The 19,249-nt window shown below is 52.1% G+C and carries 15 protein-coding genes; 8 read left to right on the top strand and 7 right to left on the bottom strand.

What is annotated here, in order from left to right; translation table 11 throughout:
• Nucleotides 1-59: 59 nt before the first annotated feature.
• Entirely contained in the window at nt 60-2,051 is a 1,992-nt protein-coding gene (locus H7U12_RS00070) for a M1 family aminopeptidase (protein ID WP_186631074.1), read from the top strand.
• Between the two features lie 210 nt (nt 2,052-2,261).
• Nucleotides 2,262-2,738: a hypothetical protein gene (locus H7U12_RS00065; protein ID WP_241748981.1), complete on the top strand. Its 477-nt coding sequence runs from the start codon at nt 2,262-2,264 to the stop codon at nt 2,736-2,738.
• Between the two features lie 125 nt (nt 2,739-2,863).
• Here H7U12_RS00065 and H7U12_RS00060 read toward each other — a convergent pair whose 3' ends face one another.
• Nucleotides 2,864-3,292 (bottom strand): DUF2147 domain-containing protein, encoded by a 429-nt coding sequence (locus H7U12_RS00060; RefSeq protein WP_186631073.1) that lies wholly within the window; start codon nt 3,290-3,292, stop codon nt 2,864-2,866.
• A gap of 117 nt (nt 3,293-3,409) precedes the next feature.
• Between H7U12_RS00060 and H7U12_RS00055 the strand changes: the two genes are divergently transcribed.
• The gene (locus H7U12_RS00055; RefSeq protein WP_186631072.1) at nt 3,410-3,787 is read left to right on the top strand and encodes a hypothetical protein; all 378 of its coding nucleotides are present in this window, start codon (nt 3,410-3,412) and stop codon (nt 3,785-3,787) included.
• Nucleotides 3,788-4,388: 601 nt separating this feature from the next.
• Here H7U12_RS00055 and H7U12_RS00050 read toward each other — a convergent pair.
• Nucleotides 4,389-4,991 (bottom strand): C40 family peptidase, encoded by a 603-nt coding sequence (locus H7U12_RS00050; RefSeq protein ID WP_186631071.1) that lies wholly within the window; start codon nt 4,989-4,991, stop codon nt 4,389-4,391.
• A 122-nt stretch (nt 4,992-5,113) separates the two neighbouring features.
• Between H7U12_RS00050 and H7U12_RS00045 the strand changes: the two genes are divergently transcribed.
• Nucleotides 5,114-6,919, top strand: a complete 1,806-nt coding sequence (locus H7U12_RS00045; RefSeq protein ID WP_186631070.1) for a M61 family metallopeptidase — start codon at nt 5,114-5,116, stop codon at nt 6,917-6,919.
• 403 nt (nt 6,920-7,322) lie between these two features.
• On the opposite strand, the gene H7U12_RS00040 is transcribed toward H7U12_RS00045, so the two are convergent.
• A complete protein-coding gene (locus H7U12_RS00040; protein ID WP_186631068.1) occupies nt 7,323-9,269 on the bottom strand; it encodes a KUP/HAK/KT family potassium transporter in 1,947 nt (648 codons plus the stop codon).
• A gap of 376 nt (nt 9,270-9,645) precedes the next feature.
• On the opposite strand from H7U12_RS00040, the gene H7U12_RS00035 reads away from it, so the two are divergent.
• On the top strand, nt 9,646-10,059 hold the full coding sequence (locus H7U12_RS00035; RefSeq protein WP_186631066.1) for a hypothetical protein: 414 nt from the start codon (nt 9,646-9,648) through the stop codon (nt 10,057-10,059).
• Nucleotides 10,060-10,335: 276 nt separating this feature from the next.
• Here the strand turns inward: H7U12_RS00035 and H7U12_RS00030 are convergent, their stop codons facing one another.
• The 3 genes from H7U12_RS00030 to H7U12_RS00025 form a co-directional block, all read right to left on the bottom strand.
• A complete protein-coding gene (locus H7U12_RS00030) occupies nt 10,336-10,959 on the bottom strand; it encodes an FKBP-type peptidyl-prolyl cis-trans isomerase (RefSeq protein WP_186631064.1) in 624 nt (207 codons plus the stop codon).
• Nucleotides 10,960-11,055: 96 nt separating this feature from the next.
• Entirely contained in the window at nt 11,056-11,184 is a 129-nt protein-coding gene (locus tag H7U12_RS22760) for a hypothetical protein (RefSeq protein WP_255896838.1), read from the bottom strand.
• A gap of 350 nt (nt 11,185-11,534) precedes the next feature.
• Complete coding sequence (locus H7U12_RS00025; RefSeq protein WP_186631062.1) at nt 11,535-14,945, bottom strand: methylmalonyl-CoA mutase family protein; 3,411 nt, start codon at nt 14,943-14,945, stop codon at nt 11,535-11,537.
• A 185-nt stretch (nt 14,946-15,130) separates the two neighbouring features.
• Between H7U12_RS00025 and H7U12_RS00020 the strand changes: the two genes are divergently transcribed.
• Nucleotides 15,131-15,757 carry a trimeric intracellular cation channel family protein gene (locus H7U12_RS00020; RefSeq protein WP_186631061.1) on the top strand — a complete coding sequence of 209 codons (627 nt, stop codon included), beginning with the start codon at nt 15,131-15,133 and terminating at the stop codon, nt 15,755-15,757.
• 45 nt (nt 15,758-15,802) lie between these two features.
• On the opposite strand, the gene H7U12_RS00015 is transcribed toward H7U12_RS00020, so the two are convergent.
• On the bottom strand, nt 15,803-16,372 hold the full coding sequence (locus H7U12_RS00015) for a DUF1003 domain-containing protein (protein WP_186631059.1): 570 nt from the start codon (nt 16,370-16,372) through the stop codon (nt 15,803-15,805).
• A gap of 232 nt (nt 16,373-16,604) precedes the next feature.
• On the opposite strand from H7U12_RS00015, the gene lepA reads away from it, so the two are divergent.
• Both lepA and H7U12_RS00005 read left to right on the top strand, forming a co-directional pair.
• Nucleotides 16,605-18,392 carry a translation elongation factor 4 gene (gene lepA / locus H7U12_RS00010; RefSeq protein WP_186631057.1) on the top strand — a complete coding sequence of 596 codons (1,788 nt, stop codon included), beginning with the start codon at nt 16,605-16,607 and terminating at the stop codon, nt 18,390-18,392.
• Between the two features lie 54 nt (nt 18,393-18,446).
• Nucleotides 18,447-19,178: a DUF4184 family protein gene (locus H7U12_RS00005; protein ID WP_186631055.1), complete on the top strand. Its 732-nt coding sequence runs from the start codon at nt 18,447-18,449 to the stop codon at nt 19,176-19,178.
• Nucleotides 19,179-19,249: the final 71 nt, after the last annotated feature.

Below are 19,249 nucleotides of genomic sequence, written 5' to 3'. Positions count from 1 at the left end.
CAGGCCTTTTCTGCGTTCCTACTGAAATGTTCTTTCGCGCCTTACCGTATAGCCTTTGTATGAAATCACGCCTCCCGGTGCCTGCCTGCTTCACCCGTCCGTTCCTGCTTTTCCTGTGTTGGGTGGCCTTGGTTTTCACTTCTGCGCAGGCCTCGGCCCAGGTCTCCACCAAAGAAGATCATCCGTGTGCGGTCACCAGAATCAATAACACCTCTTTGCTGCTGGCCGACGGCATCACTTCTGAAGATCATCGGTCCAAGATGCGCCAGTATGACTTGCACTGGTATAAACTGGATCTGGCCCTGGAGCGGAATTCCATTGACATACGGGGGAATGTCATTCTAGCCGGCTCCTCCTTGCAGAACAGCCTGACGGAGTTTGCCTTTGAACTGCACCCTAATTTTACCATTCAGGAAGTGCTGCTGGACGGCGCTTCCTGTTCAGTTACCCGGAATGGGAGTGAGGTGCTAGCGGCGCTTCCCAAGGCTCTGGCCCGGCAGGAGAAGTTCAGCGTGCAGGTGTTCTATGCTGGCAGAGCGCCTTCCGGGGCCGGGGCGGCCATTGGAAACGGGTTTAATACGGCCACGGCTCAGCCCTGGGGGCAACAGGTGACCTGGAGCCTGAGTGAGCCGTTTGCGGCATCAGAATGGTTTCCATGCAAGCAGCTACTGGAAGACAAAGCCGATTCTGTGGACGTGTGGGTTACCACCGATGTCAGCAACAAAGTGGGGTCCAATGGGCTTTTGCAGCGGATTACGCCCTTGCTCAACCAGAAGCACCGCTACGAGTGGAAATCGAAGTATCCCATTGCCTATTACCTCATCTCGGTGGCGGTCTCCAACTATCAGGAGTATTCTTTTCAGGTGCCGTTGCCGGGGACTACACAGCCCATGCTGGTGCAGAACTATGTCTACCCGCAGGCGCTGGCTACCTTTAAATCCGAAATCGACCGGACGGGGCCTTTCCTGCAGCTCTTCTCCGAGAAGTTCGGTTTGTATCCTTTCCAACAGGAGAAGTACGGGCACAGCATGGCCCCCATTGGCGGCGGAATGGAGCACCAGACCATGACCACGCAGTCTACCTTTGAGTTTACCCTCACCGCGCATGAGCTGGCGCACCAGTGGTGGGGCGATGAGGTCACCTGCAAAGATTGGAGCCACATCTGGTTGAATGAGGGGTTTGCCTCATACGGCGAGTTGTTGGCCCTGGAGAATCTTCTGCCCGCCGAGAAACTGAACTGGCTCAACCGGGCTTCTCAGTCAGCGCTCATCCAGCCCCAGGGCTCGGTGTTTGTGAAGGACAGCACCGTGGTGCCCCGCATCTTCAGCTCAGCCCTGTCTTATAGAAAAGGAGCGATGGTACTGCACATGCTTCGGTACGCCCTGCAGAACGATGCGGTGTTCTTTCAGGCCCTTCAAGCATACCGGGAAGAATTCAGGTATAAAGTAGCTAATACCAGAGACTTCCAGAAGGTGGTGGAGCACGTGAGCGGGCGCTCCTTCCAGTACTTCTTTGACCAGTGGATATACGGCGAGGGTTTTCCCATCTTTTCTGTTTTCTGGGCCCAAAAAGGAAATCAGGTGTTTCTGAGAAGTATTGAGTCTTCCTCCAGCGCGGCAACTCCTTTTTTCAAAACCCAACTGGAAGTGAAGATCAGTACCTCGGTGAAAGACACCGTGGTGGTGATAAACCAGGAAGAGTACACCCAGGACCTCCAGTTTAAAGTGACGGGCCAGGTGCTGAGCCTGGAGGTGGATCCCGCGCAGTGGCACCTGGAGCAGGTAAAGGAGGTGGTATTCGATCCTTTTATCGCGGAGCTTTTGTCTGCGCCGGTTGTGGTGTACCCCAATCCCACCTCAGGGGAGGTGCGGCTGAAAGGCGGCGAGGGGCTGCCGGAGCAGATCATCATCCAGGACATGGTGGGGCGCCATATCAGAACCTTCGTGCCTACCAGTCGTACTTTCTCGCTCGCAGACTTGGGGGCCGGGGCTTATTTTCTGCGGCTGAAGTATGGAGAATCGTACATTTTGCAGCGGGTAGTGAAGCTATAATACCACTATTCTTCTTTTTTAATTGTTTTTTCCCAACAAAACTTCGGTTTATCAGTTTAAAGCTTTGCGAGTTCTATTGAACTTCTCCATTTGTGTTTTGCGTCGCTTTTCTTAAAACAAGCCTTAAAACAGTCTTTTAGGGGCATCACGTTCCGGAGGAAGGGTGTTGTAAGGGTTGTCTATCATCAAACTATAAAACCTCATTACACTATGTCTATGACTACTGAAACTACCCTTGACCTAGATATAAAGCATAGGTTATTAGAAGAGTGCCTGCGTCAGCAGACCGATTTTGTGGACCACGCCCGGCAGGCCATGGAAGAAGCCCAGTCCAGCGCCAATGAAAGCCAGGGGGCAATTGAAGATAAGTTTGAATCTTTCCGGGAGGCTTGCCATATCCAGCGCGATATGTTTGCCAAACAGCTGGATGAAGCCATCGGGAAACTGAGCATCCTGAAGCGGATTGTCCGCAGCAAGGTGAACGAAGACGTATCGCTGGGCTCCATTGTCCGGACCGATGCCCAGAATTATTTCATCTCAGTGAGCCTGGGGGAGATCAACATTGACGGCGAGAAGTATTTCGCCATCTCGGCGGCTTCGCCGGTTTTCCAGGCCATGGTAGGGAAGACGAAAGGCGAGTCCTTCATGTTCCGGGACAAGAAGATTACCATCCTGGATCTTTTCTAAGGCTTTACAGCTTGAACCGTTTCGGCTGACGTCCTCCTTCCCCCGGATGACGTTAGGCCCTGAAAACAAAGCGGGACCCTCTATGGAGGGTCCCGCTTTGTTTTCAGGTTAAAAGTTGTGATGCCTTACTGAACCCGGGTCCAAGTTTGAGACCGCCCGATGAGGGAGATGCCAATGTAGCCTTTCACTTCTATTTTATCGTTCCCCAACATTTTCATGTAGGAAGAATACGTCTTTCCGGATTTAGGGTCATAGATGGTGCCATCGTCCCATTTACCGTCACCTTCCGGGGCAAAGTTCTTCAGGAAAACCAAGCCTACAATGGGGCGTTTCTGCAGTTTTGGATCAGGGTTGAATTGATCCATTTTAGGTTTACCATCTCTATCTGGTTCTTTCAGCCAAATGATTTTGCCGCAAAGCTTGTCGCCGCACTGGTAAATTTCAAAGCGGGCTTCTTTCTCTTCGTTGGTCCAGACACCAATAGGAGATTTTTTCTGAGCCCAACTAAGAGTGGTAAGGCAAAGGAAAAGGGCTAACAAAAAGATCTTTCTCATGCGTATAGCTGTTTTGATAGTTATGGTTTACTAAATATAAGCAATTTTTAATCCAAAAAAATTCTGCTTGAAAGTTTCCTTGCCCTTTTGGCAAAATTACCCTTAAAACAGAACTCTATGCGAAAACTGCTTTTAATCACCCAAGGAATCTACTACAGCCTAACTGGTATCTGGCCTCTGGTGCACATGCCCAGTTTCCTGGCCGTGACAGGGCCCAAGAACGAGGTCTGGCTGGTGGTGACCGTGGGTTTGTTGGTGTTGGCCATTGGGGCCGGGCTGCTGGTGGCGGCTTTCCAGCAGAGGAGAGAGCGCAGCCCCGAGCTCATTGGCTTCTTCAGTGCCGTAGGCTTGGGCGCCGCCGATGTGCGCTACGCCACCCATGACGTGATCCTGGATATTTACCTCTTAGATGCCGTTGGAGAAGGTTTACTGGCCCTGGCCTGGATATGGGTTTTCTTCAAAACTCCTGATTCTGAAGGGGTAGAAAAAACATGAATTTTTTCAACAAACCTTTTGAACTATCCTTCCGTTTTTTAACTTTATAAAACGGAAGCGAGTGCTCCGGGCCTCTCTGGCGAACCATAATTTACTTGGCGCCGCGGATGGGTTTATGTCGGACTAAAAGAAAGGAGGTAAAAGTGTCTAATCCCAGTAAAAATGTATTAAGCCTAGCTCATGTGTCAACCGTTAACCGTGTTGAAGCTTGCTAACTAGACTTTGTCTACTGGCGAATCCGGCATGAGGTAGCCCATGCGACTGAGAGGCAGTTCTCTTTCGTGTCGCTTGATACCATTTCAAAGGATTCCGTACCCGGCTACTGCAGTGGCCGGGTATTTTTTTGCCCAAAAATCACTGTTTTAAAATGTAAAATGCTGAATTTTAGTTTATTGCCTTTTGGATTTAAGGAGTTTTACTTTCTTGGCCGTTGCTGTGGCCATCCCGGTAAAATGCTGGAGAAAGGGTGTTCAGTAGAAAGCACGGGCGAAAGAGGAAAATATATAGTCCATGCTGATTTCGTATCATCCTTGGCAAATCTGCAGTTTTACTATTTTGAGGCCGTTTTCTGAAAAGCAGCCCCAAAACGGTCTGCCTTAAGTTAAGGCAGTACCCGCCGGATGTCCAGGAAACGCTTCTGGTACAAGGTGCCTTCCAGCTCACTCACTTTCACCCCTCCGTTAGACGAGGAATGCACAAACTGCACCGCCTTGGGCGGGTTGGTGATGACAATGCCCACGTGACCAGGGGTACGGTCCTCCAGATTAGTGCCGGTGAAAACAATCAAATCTCCCTTCTTCGCTTCCTGCACCGCTACGCTTTCGCCCAGCTTGGCTTGGGCAGAGGAACCATGCGGAATGGTGACGCCAAACTGGCCGTAGACGTACGTCAAGAAGCCCGAGCAGTCAAAACCTTCTTCGGTGACACCGCCGTACGTGTATTCTGTTCCGTAGCGCTGCAGGGCAAAGGCCACCACGCTGTCTGCCTTGGTCGCGTACTTGCCTTTGAGCACACCCAGAGCGGGGGCAGCCTCTTCCTGGTTCACGGTTCTAGCCACGGTGGAATCATTGTGGAAAGCCTGGTCGCCGGCGTCTAAACTCGTGCGCTTGATGCCCGGTGTTTTCAGGTCGCCACTTCCCCAAAAAGTTTTATACAGCACCAGAGAAGCGAGCAGGACGCCAAAGATGATCCATATTTTTTTCATATTCATTGTTTTGTTCTTCATACGTTCAAGCTGCCGCCTACGGTTACCCACAGCACCCTTTTCCTTGTTTTAGCCGCTTTTTAGCCGTATTATGCGACTTTAATCAACCTTTCCCAAACTACATGAAGCAACAAAAAATCCATTCCTGGGCGGCGGGAGTGCTGGTGCTGCTGGCGCTGGCTTTTTCTTCCTCGGCTCAGGCGGCCCCCAAGATTTCTTACCGCCTTTCTATGCCAGAACCCCAGACCCACTACTTTGAGGTAGAGATGCGCCTGGAAGATTTCAAAGGCAAAAACCTGGACCTCACCCTGCCGGTATGGGCTCCGGGCTCTTACCTCATCCGGGAGTTCCCCAAGAACGTGGAGGCGTTCCAAGCGTTTGTAGGTTCTAATCAGGTATCGGCTCAGAAGATTGATAAGAACACCTGGCGGGTGGCCAGCTCCGGCAAAGACGTGACCGTGAAATACAAGGTGTACGCCTTCGAGTTGAGCGTGAGAACCAGCTTTATTGATGCCAGCCACGGCTATCTGAACGGAACCAGCGTGTTCATGTACCCAGAGGGCCAGAAAGACCTGCCTTCCACCGTGACCGTAGTGCCTTATAAGGGCTGGAGCAAAGTATCCACGGGGCTTCCGGCGGTGAACGGGCAGCCCTTCACCTATCGCGCCCAGAACTATGATATCCTCGCCGATTCACCTTTTGAGATTGGCAACCATGAGATTCTTTCCTTTGAGAGCAACGGCGTGAAGCACGAGGTAGCCATGTACGGCGATGCCAATTATGACGCCCAGCGCCTCACCGCTGACATGAAGAAAGTGACCGAAGAGGCGGCCAAGGTGTTTGGCGAATTACCGGTAAACTACTACCTCTTCATTGTCCATAACCTGGCAGCCGGTGGAGGTGGACTGGAGCACCTGAACTCCACCACCTTGCACGCCACCCGCACCGCCTACGGCACCGAGCGGGGCTACAAAGGCTTTCTGAACCTGGTGGCCCACGAGTATTTCCACCTTTGGAACGTGAAGCGCCTGCGCCCCATTGAATTAGGACCCTTTGATTACAACCAGGAGAACTACTCTAAGATGCTGTGGGTCTCAGAAGGTTTCACCTCGTACTACGCCGATGTGATCATGAAACGGGCCGGCTTTACCTCTGACCGCGAATACGCAGACAAACTGGCCGCCAGCATTACCAGCGTGGAGAACACCCCGGGCAACAAGGTCGTGTCTGCGGCGCAGTCCAGCTTCGATGCCTGGATCAAGCAGTACCGCCCCGATGAAAACTCCTATAACACGCATCTTTCTTACTACAGCAAAGGATCACTCCTGGGCATGCTCCTGGACATGGAGATCCTGAAGGCCTCCAACGGTACCAAATCACTGGACGATGCCATGAAAGCCCTGTATGACGAGTACTACAAGAAAAAGAAAAGAGGCTTCACCGAAAAAGAATTCCAGCAGGGCATTGAGAAGTTCACCAACCGTTCCATGAATGACTTCTTCCAGAAATACGTGTACGGTCTAGAGACGCCAGATTACAATGCCTTTTTAAGCACCGTAGGCATCACCCTCACCGACCTGAACCAAGGAACCAAAGCGCCTTTGCTGGGTGCCGGCATCTCCACGGCCAGCGGAAAACCCGTGGTGACCACCGTGACCCGCAACGGAAGCGCCTGGCAGTCTGGTTTGAACGTGAACGATGAGATCATCGGGATGAACGGGTACCGGGTTTCCGATGACATCAACAAGTCCATTCCGGCCTACGCGGTGGGAGACCAGTTAGAACTGGTCATCAACCGGAGCGGCCAATTGATGATTCTACCAGTTACATTACTGAAAGACCACACCCTCAAGTACCACGCGGAAATGGCTCCCGCCGCAACAGATCTCCAGAAGAAGAGCTACCAGAAGTGGACCAGCGCTAAATAACGTTTTACGCCCATTTTCCTGAAAACGGCTCTAAATCGCCTATAAACAGAAAGGCCGCCTAGTGGGCGGCCTTTCTGTTTATAGGCGATTTTCCTAAAAACATCCTTTATTCGTTTCTGATGGAATTAAGTTCTTATCCTGAAGTTGCTGAGTATCCCTATGTCGTTGATTTACTTCCGTGACTGCCGATTCTGTAAGTCACGGAAGTAAATCCTCGACATAGGGAGTCCTAGGAGGCTAAAGAGTGTTTTACGCCTATTTTCCTGAAAGCAGGCCATAAATAAGTTCAAACAGAAAGGCCGCCCAAGTGGGCGGCCTTTCTGTTTATAGACCATTTTCTTAAAAACAGCCTTGATTCGTTTCTTATATGAGTGGTTAACTATCCCGGATTCACTTAAATAATCTATTTGATACGTTTCAGCTCCACCTCGCGGGCCGGTTTAATGATGAGGGGCACCTTCTCTACTTTCACGGAGCTGGTGTCCAGTCCAAACCATTTGCCTTCTGAAGTGGTGAATTGCTTGATGTTGAAATAGGATTGCATGATGGTGTTTTCCCAGAAGGGTAGGTCGTTCTCGTAGCTTAGGAACTTCTCCAGCACCACAAACCGGAAATCACCAATCAGATTCTGCTTGTTCAAAGAACTGTAGCGGCTGGTAATGTCCACCTCCTTGTTTTTCACCAGGTCTTCCACCACCCGCCGGAAGAACAGGTTGATGCGCTGCTCCACCCGGAAGCCCAACCGGAAATCGATCCGGACCACATCCTGTTCGGCCAGCACATTCACCTTGTATTCCATGGTGTACGGCTCGTCCATGGTGCTCACGTGCACAAACCAGTAGATATCGGCCCGCTTAGGTCGCTTCTGGAAGATGGAATAGATGATCTTGGATTCAATCTGAGTGGTGCGCTCAGCGCTGGTCATGAACACTAGGTGCGTTGCGTATTTAGGAATGGACTCATCCTCGCTCAGTTCCCGCAGCGCCGAAACGTACTCCGGCAGGTTGACATTCTCGGTGAGGCGGCGTTTGATGAAGAAGGCCTTCAGCCAGATGTACATCACCGAAATAAGGATGAACCCGATGACCAGGGTTACCCAGCCGCCGTGCGGGAATTTGATGAGGTTAGCGATCAGGAAAGAGCCTTCAATGGCCAGATACACCGCTAAAAAGAGGAATACCCAGATCTTAGCCACTCTTTTGGTGATGAGGTAATAACTGAGCAAAGTAGTAGTCATCAACATAGTGACCGTGATGGCCAGACCATAGGCCGCTTCCATGTTAGCCGATTCCTCAAAGTAAAGCACGATGCCCACGCAGCCCAGCAGCAGCAGCAGATTGATGCTGGGCACGTACAGCTGCCCTTTCACGTTGGTAGGGTAAATAAGGCGTACTTTGGGCCACATGTTCAGCCGGATGGCCTCGCCAATCAAGGTGAAAGAGCCGGTGATCAGGGCCTGGCTGGCAATGACGGCGGCAATGGTGGCGATGATGATCCCAAAGAGCAGGAACCATTCCGGCATAATGCCATAGAACGGATTGACTGTGCCCAGTGAAATCAGTTGCTTGCCCTCGTATTGCATTAACCAGGCGCCTTGCCCGAAATAGTTGAGTAAAAGGCACGTTTTTACAAAAATCCAGCTAATCCGGATGTTGCCTTTGCCGCAGTGCCCCAGATCTGAGTAAAGCGCCTCGGCCCCGGTGGTACACAGGAAAACCGCTCCTAGAAGCCAGAATCCGCCCGGGTAGTTGACCAGTAAGTCATAGGCGTAGTACGGGTTAAGGGACTTCAGCACCTCAGGGTGCTCCAACACGGACAGAATACCCAGGATCGCCAGCATGCTGAACCACACGAACATCACCGGCCCAAACGCTTTCCCTACAATCTGCGTCCCGAAGCTTTGCAGCAGGAACAGGACCACCAGAATGGAGATTACAATGGGAACGGTGGGAATATGGGGGTTGAGGAGCAGCAAGCCTTCCACCGCTGATGAAACTGAGATAGGAGGGGTGATCACACCATCGGCTAGCAGCGCGCTCCCTCCTAAGATGGCCGGAATGGTAAGCCATTTAGCGTGTCGCCGCACCAAAGCGTACAGCGAGAAGATGCCACCTTCGCCTTTATTGTCTGCCTGCAAGGTGAGCACTACATATTTGATGGTAGTCTGCAGGGTAAGCGTCCAGACTACGCAGGAAATGCCGCCATACACCAGCGTAGCGTTGATGGGCGTAGACCCAATAATGGCTTTCATCACATAAAGCGGAGAAGTGCCTATGTCTCCGTAAATGATCCCTAAGGCAATGAGCAACCCTGCACCCGAGACGCGTTGAGAGTGACTAGTAGTATCCATCTTAAATCAATCGAGTAAAATTCCCTTAGGACTATCCTTAAACTGGTCTGCCATTTCATTTGTTCGCCTGGCCCGGGAGGAAGCTTCCCTGCCGCAAAAGAAAGTGGGCAAAAGTAAGGGCTACCAGTCAATAAAAATAGAGGGGCTGCTACAATTTAAAATCCTTATAAATAGGAGAGGTAAACGCCCTTAAAACACAGATTTACCTCCTTTTTAAGACGCTTCTGTGGATTGACATTAAAGGTAGCTGTAGAAATCTGTTGAGGCACTTGTAAATACCTATTATTATTAATAGTTTAGCTTAAGTAAGTGTAAAAAATTATATATAAAATTATATCAATAACGTTAAACTGATATTTAAATAATAAAATTTTGTATGATTCAAGCAGATACTGAGTCTTTCAAGGTATGGTTAGATGAGGCAAGTAATATAGGAATGTTGAAGTGGCGGAAAGATGTTGGACTAGAGGCCTGTCAATATGGTATAACAGAGTTATTTACCATGATCAAGCGAAATAGGGTAGAAAAATGCCTGATAAATTCTTGCAACAGAGGTAGTTTGTCCAGCGAGGCAGAAGACTGGGAATTGAGTATTCTGCAAAAGAATGATCCGTCCTTTGTGCCCCAGGGGCTGCATGTCGCTTTGGTAGTATCGGAGTTCAAGTACAAACAGATGATTCATGAATACTCATTGAACCGCGTCTGTAAGTTTGACCTCCCTGTTAAAATTAATTACTTCACCCAGGTAGAGGAAGCTCTGGATTGGCTGAAGAATGAACCGACGAAATAGCCATCCACCCCAGAACGCTTTTCTACAAGATTAGCTATCCAACCCATTCGTATCGTCAAGCTGCTTAGGAGGAGTGATAAACGAGCCGTTTGCCTGCGCAAGAAAGTCCTGATAAACTGAACCCATGCGGGTGAACTCACTTGCAAAGGCAACCTTCCCATGATGGAGCGCTAAGGATTCTATGCAAAGCTTTCCTGTTTCAGGCTTCTGATAACTAAAAAGGAGAACACGCTCTGTAGTGTGTTCTCCTTTTTAGTTTGATATATAGATATACGCTTAGTTGTTGACGGTAATCAGCTCAACGTCGAAGATCAGGGTAGCGTTGGGTCCAATATCGGCGCCGGCGCCGCGGGAACCGTAGGCCAGGTTGCTCGGGATGAACAGACGCCATTTATCGCCTTCTTTCATGAGTTGCAAGGCCTCTGTCCAGCCCGCAATCACGCCGCTCACCGGAAAAGAAGCCGGCTCGCCACGCTCGTAAGAAGAATCGAACACGGTTCCGTCAATGAGAGTGCCGTGGTAATGCGTTGTCACGTTGGAGTTGCGGGAAGGGGTCTTGCCGGAGCCGCTTTGCAGCACCTGGTATTGCAGCCCGCTTGGCAAGGCGTGAACGCCTTCTTTGTCTTTGTTGGCCTGTAAAAAAGCCTCGCCTTCTTTTTTGTTCTGCTCTCCGGCAGCCCCGGCGGTGGCTTGCTGTTTCTCCTGCATCTGCATCTGGAGCTGCATCATGGCCTGCTGCACTTCGTCCTGGTCTAGTTTGGAAGGAGTGCCGCTCATGGCTTCCTTCAGCCCCAACAGCAACGCTTCTGGTTCTACTTCAATGCCTTGTTTGGCAAAGTTGGCAGCCATGTCACGTCCAATGATGTAGCTGATTCTTTGAGAAAGGTCTTTTAATTCCATAGTTTATCTTTTGTCAGGTAAAGGTACGGTTTCTATGGAATTTGGATGAGATAAGAACGCAAAACCCCGGCAAGGCGGGGATTGAGGCAGGAAGTCTTACAAATAAAGGTGGATGTCTTCGTCTGAGAGATCCAGGGGAATGTTCCCCGGCGAAAGCCAGGTGGTGGCGTAAAAGCCCAGGACACCGATTAGTACAAGGGACGAAATGGCTGTGATTGTTTTCATGGCGTTTACCTTAACACGTTTATAGTATAAACGTAATATTCTCCAATCTGTTTAACTCTATGATAAACAAAATATTATCCTTGTATTAAATATATAAAATCCTGAGGATAAGTGCTTTGTAATAGGTAGAAAATATTCCAGAAATCAGTTCTGAACAGCTGCTCTTATCCTCAGATAGCGAGAAAACCTGAGGCTTGCTCAGCCACATAGGAATCTTTTTGAAAGGCTTAGAATACTGGTGCTGTAAGACTTTAGGGGAGAGTACTTAAAACAAAAAGAGCCTGTAGTTACAGGCTCTTTTTGTTAAAACAGGCTCAAAACCGGTCTTCCGTAGAATACATGGTTTCGCCTTACATATTTCTTCTGTATTGGCCGCCCACCGCAAATAGGGCGTTCGTGATCTGGCCTAAAGAGCAGTACTTAGACGTTTCCATAATGGCCTCAAAGATATTCGCGTTCTGCACGGCTATTTCCTGAAGCTGTTTCAGGCGCTCCGGGGTATCAGCCGCGTGGCGGGCATGTAACTCCTGGAGCATAGAGATCTGGTATTGCTTCTCATCCTCCGTGGCCCGAATCACTTCCGATGGAATTACGGTAGGGGAGCCCTGGCTGCTCAGGAAGGTGTTCACGCCAATGATGGGGTACTCGCCGGTGTGCTTCAGGGTCTCGTAGTACAGGCTTTCCTCCTGAATCTTACCGCGCTGGTACATGGTTTCCATGGCGCCTAACACGCCGCCGCGCTCGGTGATCCGGTCAAACTCCAGCAATACCGCTTCCTCCACTAAATCGGTGAGTTCTTCAATGATGAACGAACCTTGCAGCGGGTTCTCGTTCTTCGCCAAACCCAACTCCCGGTTGATGATCAACTGAATCGCCATGGCGCGGCGCACACTTGCCTCGGTAGGCGTGGTGATGGCCTCATCGTAAGCATTGGTGTGCAACGAGTTACAGTTGTCATAGATGGCGTATAGGGCCTGCAGTGTGGTTCTAATGTCGTTGAAGTCAATTTCCTGGGCGTGCAAAGAGCGGCCCGAGGTCTGGATGTGGTACTTCAGCATCTGCGAGCGGGCGTTGGCGCCGTACTTCAGTTTCATGGCTTTGGCCCAGATTCTGCGGGCCACGCGGCCAATCACCGCGTACTCCGGGTCAATGCCGTTAGAGAAGAAGAAGCTCAAGTTGGGTGCGAACGCGTTGATGTCCATGCCGCGGCTCACGTAATATTCCACAAAGGTGAAACCGTTGGCCAGCGTGAACGCCAACTGTGAGATCGGGTTGGCACCGGCCTCCGCAATGTGGTACCCCGAGATGGACACCGAGTAGAAGTTGCGGACATTGTGGTCAATGAAGTACTGCTGCACATCGCCCATCAACCGCAGCGCGAACTCGGTGCTGAAGATGCAGGTGTTCTGGGCCTGGTCTTCCTTCAGGATGTCGGCTTGTACCGTTCCGCGCACTGCCGCCAGCGTTCTTTCCTTGATCTGTGCGTACACGTCGGCTGGCAGTACCTGATCACCAGTTACGCCTAAGAGCATCAAGCCAAGGCCGTCATTTCCCTCGGGCAACTCGCCTTGGTAGGTAGGGCGTTTTTGGCCAGATTTCTGAAAAATAGCCTCAATTCGCTCGTTCACTTCTGCCTCCAGGCCGTTCTCCTTGATGTACAGTTCGCACTGCTGGTCAATGGCGGCGTTCATGAAGAAGCCGGTGAGAATGGCGGCCGGACCGTTGATGGTCATGGACACCGAGGTCATAGGGTGGGCCAGGTTAAAGCCCGAGTACAGCTTCTTGGCATCATCCAGGCAGCAGATGCTTACCCCGGAGTTGCCAATTTTTCCGTAGATGTCAGGGCGCAGATCCGGGTCTTCGCCATATAAAGTAACAGAGTCAAAGGCGGTGGATAACCGTTTGGCTGGCAATCCTTTACTAACGTAGTGGAAACGACGGTTGGTGCGCTCCGGCCCGCCTTCGCCTGCGAACATACGGGTAGGATCTTCGCCTTCGCGCTTGAACGGGAACACGCCGGCGGTGTACGGGAACTCACCCGGCACGTTCTCCTGCAGATTCCACTTAAGCAAATCGCCCCAGGCCTCGTAACGAGGGGTGGAAATCTTGGGAATCTGGAGGTGCGAAAGGCTCTCGGTGTGGGTGGCTACTTTCAGGACTTTGTCGCGCACCTTGAACTCGTAGAATTCATTTTTGTACGCCTGCCGTTTCTCGGGCCAGGCTTCCAGCAACTTCTTGTTCTGGCCGTCCAGTCTTAAAGCAGTTTCTTCGTAGGCGTACTCTAAGCCCTTAATCAAGCGGTCTTTATCTTCTACCTCAATCGCTTGAATGGCTTCAATAGACTGCCGGATGCCGTACAGTTTCTGGGCCACGCTTGCTTGGTCCTGCACCCACTTGTCATAACTGCGGTTGTTCTCCGCGATCTCGGAAAGGTAGCGCGTGCGGGCAGGAGGGATGATGTACACCTTCTCAGACATCTCGCCAGTAGCCTGTATCTGCGAGTCAAACGTGATGCCGGTTTTCTCCGAGATCTTCGCCATCACCGCTTTGTACAGGCGGTTCATGCCGGGGTCATTGAACTGCGAGGCGATGGTCCCGAACACCGGAATCTCGTCATCGCTCACGTCCCAAAGTTGGTGGTTGCGCTTGTATTGTTTCTTCACGTCGCGCAGGGCATCCAGGGCGCCGCGCTTGTCGAACTTGTTCAACGCGATGATGTCCGCGAAGTCCAGCATATCAATTTTCTCCAGCTGCGTGGCCGCTCCGTACTCGGGCGTCATCACGTACAGACTGGCGTCTGAATGCTCAATGATCTCGGTATCAGACTGGCCAATGCCCGAGGTCTCCAGAATGATCAGGTCAAACTGGGCGGCTTTCACCACGTCCACGGCATCTTGCACGTAGCGGCTCAAGGCCAGGTTGCTCTGTCGGGTAGCCAAAGAACGCATGTACACGCGGCTGTTGCTGATGGCGTTCATCCGGATACGGTCGCCTAGTAAGGCCCCGCCGGTTTTCCGCTTAGATGGGTCCACTGAGATGATGGCGATGGTCTTGTCCTGGAAATCCATCAGGAAACGGCGTACCAGTTCATCCACCAGTGATGATTTACCCGCGCCGCCGGTACCAGTAATGCCCAACACGGGCGTAACCGGCTGCTGCGTGCCGGTAGTGGCTTGCTGATCAACGCCAGAAATCAGCTGCTCCTTCACCCGGGCAAACTCCTCGGGGAAGTTCTCGGCGGCGGAAATGAGGCGGGCGATGGATTTAATGTCTTTTTCTTTCAGGTGCTTCACCTCGCCGTTCAGGTTCTGGCCAGTAGGGAAGTCGCACTTCTGGAGCATGTCGTTGATCATGCCCTGCAAGCCCATGGCGCGTCCGTCATCAGGTGAGTAGATGCGGGCGATGCCGTAGCCGTGCAGTTCCTCAATCTCTGTGGGCAGAATCACGCCGCCGCCGCCGCCGAAGATGCGCACGTGGCCGCAGCCGCGCTCGTTAAGCAGGTCGTACATGTACTTGAAGTACTCCAGGTGACCGCCTTGGTAAGAGGTGATGGCAATGGCCTGGGCATCTTCCTGAATGGCGCAGTCCACAATCTCCTGCACCGAACGGTTGTGGCCCAGGTGAATGACCTCAGCGCCCGAGGCCTGGATGATGCGGCGCATGATATTGATAGACGCATCGTGGCCGTCAAACAGCGACGCTGCTGTCACAATGCGGATGTGGTTGACCGGTTTGTAGGGTTGTGCAGTAGTAACTGACATTTGTTAGGTTAGCTAGTGAACGTTGTGCGAAAGTACGAATTTTCAGATAGAATGGAGGGAGCGGCGAAAACTCTCTCGGGCGGTTTGGGGCGTGTTTTCCTGAAACAGCCCCAAAATGGCTTTCGTTCAGAAACGGGTGCTGCGCCTTACCCACTTTTGCGTAGTTTACCGAAAATAATCTGCCTATGCCTGATCTTCCGCCGTTAGCGCTCATTCCCTTCATTGATGTGGTGGGCACCTTCGTGTTCGCCATTAGCGGGACGCTCACCGCCGCCGATAAGAAACTGGATCCGTTTGGGGCATCAGTCATCGCTTTTTCCACGGCGCTAGGCGGCGGGACCGTCCGGGATTTGCTGCTGAACCTGCGGCCGGTCTGGGTGCAGGAAGAACGGCTCCTGATCACCGTTTTCGTGGCGGTGCTGGTGACTATTTTGTTTAGGGGCGCGATAGGGAAGTTCCGGCGAACCATGTTCCTGTTTGATACCGTGGGCATTGCCTTGTTCACGATTCTGGGCATGGAGAAAGCGCTACGGCTGGACGTACCTCCGCTCATTGCCCTGGTAATGGGGGTGGTGACGGCGGTGTTTGGCGGCGTGGTGCGCGACATTCTCTGCAACGAAATTCCGTTGATCTTCCGGCGCGAAGTGTACGCCACAGCCTGCCTGGCCGGTGGCGCGGCTTACCTCTTGATGCGGTTGGCCCCGGTGCCGCCCGGTGTGCCCGTCTGGATCGCTATCGCGATTATCATTTTGATCCGTTTGCTGGCCGTGCGGTTGAAGTGGGCGTTCCCCAACCTCAAGCCGGAGGAATAGCTGCTGTTTTGAGGGTCTTTTCCGGAAAACGGCCCTTAAACGAGGTTACGGGTTGATCTGCGTCTTTTCCTTCTCCAGGCTTTCCTGATGTTTTTCCATGGTATCCATCACTTTCTCGGGCTGCACGTCTTTGGCCAGTTCGTTTATCTCCGGGTCCTGGGCCGCATCAATTTCCATCTTCTTCGCGATAGCAGTAACTAACGTGACCAGACGGGTAATTTCGTGCTCGGCTAGCAGGCTGACCTGTAGATCAAGGTCAGCGCGTTTATCGGCCTGGATGTTGGAACGGTTCTGGCTGATGAGCACGAAGGTGGAAAGAAAGATGGCTTCCACGGAGGCGAACATGGCCAGCACCACAAACGACTCGTCAAAGGGCTTCAGGCCCAGCCAACCGGAGTTCCAGGCAATCCAAGTCCCAAACAGCAGCAGGTGAATCACCACAAACAGCATGCTGCCCGTGAATTTGGTCACGGCATCGGAAATCCGTTCCGACAGGTTTCGGGCGGAGTCCTCCTGTTTGCGGCGGGCCAGCAGCGCCTTGATGTTGCGCTCCACAATCTCCGCCATGTGTCCCTCTCGTCCCCGGAACGCTCCGTTATCCATCTTTTCTGCCATGTCCTTTCGTTTAAGCTGAGGATTATACGAGGGCGGCGAAAAGAGGAGGAATGATTCTGAAGGAAAATCTGAGAAGCCGTATAAGTTGGTGAAAATGACCGGGTTTTTACGCCCATTTTCCTTAAAACAGCCCCAAAACGTCTTCAGAAACGTAAAAAATAAGCCCCGGCTCCCCGTTGCCCTCCAGAGGCTCGTTTTTCTTTCTTATCTTTGTTGATTGTAATCGATTTCTATGAAGAACATCCGCAATTTTTGCATCATTGCGCATATTGACCACGGCAAGAGTACCCTCGCTGACCGTCTGTTGGAGTTTACCTCCTCGGTGAGCGCGCGGGAAATGCAGAACCAACTTTTGGATAACATGGATCTGGAGCGGGAGCGCGGCATCACCATCAAGAGCCACGCCATCCAGATGAACTATAACTATAAGGGCGAGGATTATGTTCTGAACCTGATTGACACGCCCGGCCACGTAGACTTTAGCTACGAGGTGTCCCGTTCCATTGCCGCCTGCGAAGGCGCGCTGCTGATTGTGGATGCGTCGCAGGGAATTGAGGCGCAGACCATCTCTAACCTGTACCTGGCCATTGGCAACGATCTGGAGATCATCCCGGTATTGAACAAGATTGACTTGCCCCACGCCATGCCCGAAGAGGTGAGCGACCAAATCATTGACCTGATCGGCTGCGAACGCGAAGACATCATCCATGCCTCCGGGAAAGCCGGAATCGGGATCGAGGATATTCTGGCGGCCATCTGTGACCGTATTCCAGCGCCTAAAGGTGACCCGGATGCGCCGTTGCAAGCCCTTATCTTTGACTCGGTGTTCAACTCGTACCGCGGTATTGAGGTGTACTTCCGGATCATGAACGGAACCCTGCGCAAAGGCGACAAAGTAAAATTCATTGCCACCGGCAAGCAGTACGAAGCTGATGAGATTGGCGTACTCAAACTGAACCAGGAACCCAAACAGATTATGGGTGCCGGGAACGTGGGCTATCTTATCTCCGGTATCAAAAACGCCAAGGAGGTGAAAGTAGGGGATACCATCACCCACGCCGCCAACCCAGACACCATCCAGATTCAGGGCTTCGAAGAAGTGAAACCCATGGTATTCGCGGGTATCTATCCGGTAGAAACCACCGAGTACGAAGAACTGCGTTCCTCCATGGAGAAGCTGCAACTGAACGATGCATCGTTGGTGTGGGAGCCGGAGACCTCGGCGGCGCTTGGCTTCGGGTTCCGGTGCGGCTTCCTGGGCATGCTCCACATGGAGATTGTGCAGGAGCGTCTTGAGCGCGAGTTTGACATGACCGTGATTACCACCGTTCCATCGGTGCAGTTTAAAGCCTTCACCACCAAAGACGGCGAGATTAAGGTGAACGCCCCGTCTGAGATGCCGGAGCCTAACTACATTGACCACATCGAGGAGCCGTTCATCAAGGCGCAGATTATCTCCAAGGCCGAGTACATCGGGCCGATTATCTCCCTGTGTATGGACAAACGCGCTATTCTGAAGGCCCAGAACTTCCTGACCTCAGACCGCGTGGAACTGATTTTTGAAATGCCGCTGGCCGAAATCGTGTTTGACTTCTTTGACAAACTCAAGACCATCAGCCGTGGCTATGCGTCGCTAGATTATGAGCTGATTGGCTTCCGGGAGTCGCACATGGTGAAGCTGGACATCATGCTCAACGGCGAGAAAGTGGATGCCCTGAGCGCCATCGTGCACCGCGACAAAGCCTATGACTGGGGCAAGCGCCTCTGCGAGAAATTGCAGGAACTGTTGCCGCGCCAGATGTTCGAGATTGCCATCCAGGCCGCCATCGGGCAGAAAATCATTGCCCGTGAAACGGTGAAAGCCCTCCGGAAGAACGTACTGGCCAAATGCTACGGCGGGGATATTTCCCGTAAACGGAAACTCCTGGAGAAGCAGAAGAAAGGGAAGAAGCGGATGCGCCAAGTGGGCAACGTGGAGATTCCGCAGGAAGCTTTCCTGGCGGTTCTTAAACTTGATTGATTCCAAAACCCGGTGCTCAGGCATCGGGTTTTTTATTTTTCCTTGGTTCACAGTATGCCTTTCACCTTTTCGCACCCCGCCCTTATTCTGCCGTTCAAGAACGTATCCGGCAAAAGAGTTTCTTTGACGGCGCTTGCCTTGGGGAGCATGGCCCCGGATTTCGAGTTCTTTTTCAGAATGAGGGCCGAAACGGACATCAGCCACACCTTGAAAGGTATTTTCCTGTTTGACATACCGGTGGTGCTCCTCATGGCCATGGTGTACCACGGCTGGGTGAGAAATCCATTCCTCGCACATTTGCCACCCTTTCTGCGCAACCGGTTGGCGGTGTACACCAGCTTTAACTGGCTGGCGTACCTCCGGGAGAACTGGCTCATTGTCCTCACTTCCGCTTTCCTGGGCACCGTGACCCATTTCCTCTGCGATGACTTCACCCACCATTACGGCTGGACCGCCAACAACCTTTCCCTTTTAAGCGCTTCCTATGAACTGGCCGGGCACTCCGTGCCGGGTTATCACATTTTGCAGTACTTGAGCAGTTTGGTTCTGGGGGGTTTCCTGGTGGTAGAAGCGCTCAAATTGCCACTTACTTCCAGAGAGGGGCTGCACCCTAACTTTTCCCTTTTCTGGGGAATCGTGGTGCTCATCACGGTGCCCACCTTCGTGCTCAGATTTACCCTCAGAGACCGCGTGATGACCATGGATGACACCATCATGACCGCCATCGCCGCCGGAATGCTGGGCTTGCTGGTGGCTTGCACGGTGGCCAATCTAACCAAAAAGTAGCGCGCTACAGCCTAGGCACCTGCCTGCGTTTCGGGGCTGTTTTCTGAAAACAGCCCCGAAACGCAGGCAGG

It is taken from the genome of Rufibacter sediminis (assembly GCF_014269285.1).
GTDB classification, from domain to species: domain Bacteria; phylum Bacteroidota; class Bacteroidia; order Cytophagales; family Hymenobacteraceae; genus Nibribacter; species Nibribacter sediminis.
This window is presented reverse-complemented; position numbering and strand designations above follow the sequence as displayed.